2 protein-coding genes are annotated in these 768 nt (G+C 49.3%); both read right to left on the bottom strand.

All coding sequences use genetic code 11. The annotated features are described in order from the left end of the window. Nucleotides 1-44: 44 nt before the first annotated feature. A complete protein-coding gene (locus K5Q58_RS20610) occupies nt 45-563 on the bottom strand; it encodes a MotA/TolQ/ExbB proton channel family protein (protein WP_220755721.1) in 519 nt (172 codons plus the stop codon). Beyond that, the coding region (locus tag K5Q58_RS20605) for a MotA/TolQ/ExbB proton channel family protein (protein ID WP_220755720.1) at nt 550-768 on the bottom strand (219 nt) is incomplete at its 5' end. The genes K5Q58_RS20605 and K5Q58_RS20610, both read right to left, overlap by 14 nt.

Genomic DNA, 768 nt, shown 5'->3' with positions numbered 1-768 from the left:
GTGTCATGTTGATCTCAGGATCTTTATCCTGCCTAAAGCGATCGCTAAGCATGCTTGTCTCCCACTAACAGATCCGTGTCGACACGGTTTAACTTTCGTTGCCAGAAGAACGCCAATACCGCCCCAGTTAACCCCACAAACAAACCGGTTTGGGTGGTGACCATCGCCATGGAGATCCCTGCTGAAATTACCGCTGGATCATGAAAACCATAGTTGGCTCCGGCGTCAAACATTGCAATCATGCCGCTGACCGTCCCGAGTAAACCTAAAAGCGGCGCAATCATGGCGAGTAACTTCACTCCTTGAAGATCCGCATATTGCTGTGCTTGTACCTGCCTTAGTGCTAACAAGCTCAAGCGCTGATTAAGCCAGTCATGTTGAGTTGTCACTATCATTAGCTGCTGGCTTAAGCCAGCCTCTTTGAATAATGCCCGGCTCACTAACCATAGCATCCATAAACAGCAGATGAATAACGGCCACATGACAATGCCACCAAGCTCAATGAAGCCTAGAATGGTATGAGCAAACTGGCGCACCGAAAACAGCATGTTATCGAGTGACATGCTCGTCTCCCCGCTCAAGATTCAGAGCCAGTAACAGCGCCGACTGCTGCTCCATATTCAAACTCAATGCTTGTGCGCGACGCTTAAGTGGGTAATGCAGTAATAGCAGAGGTAATGCCACCAGCAATCCCGCCTGAGTGGTGATTAGCGCCTTACTGATCCCTTGAGAGAGCAATTTGGGATCGCTATTACCGAACTCGGTCAA

Source organism: Shewanella sp. KT0246 (genome assembly GCF_019654955.1).
Taxonomy (GTDB): Bacteria; Pseudomonadota; Gammaproteobacteria; order Enterobacterales; family Shewanellaceae; genus Shewanella; species Shewanella goraebulensis.
The sequence above is the reverse complement of the archived record's forward strand: the minus strand, read 5'-3'. Positions and strand labels throughout refer to the sequence as shown.

What these genes read in the sequence shown, in the direction of transcription:
- K5Q58_RS20610 (WP_220755721.1), bottom strand. Translation starts at nt 563, where the DNA reads ATGTCACTCGATAACATGCTGTTTTCGGTGCGCCAGTTTGCTCATACC.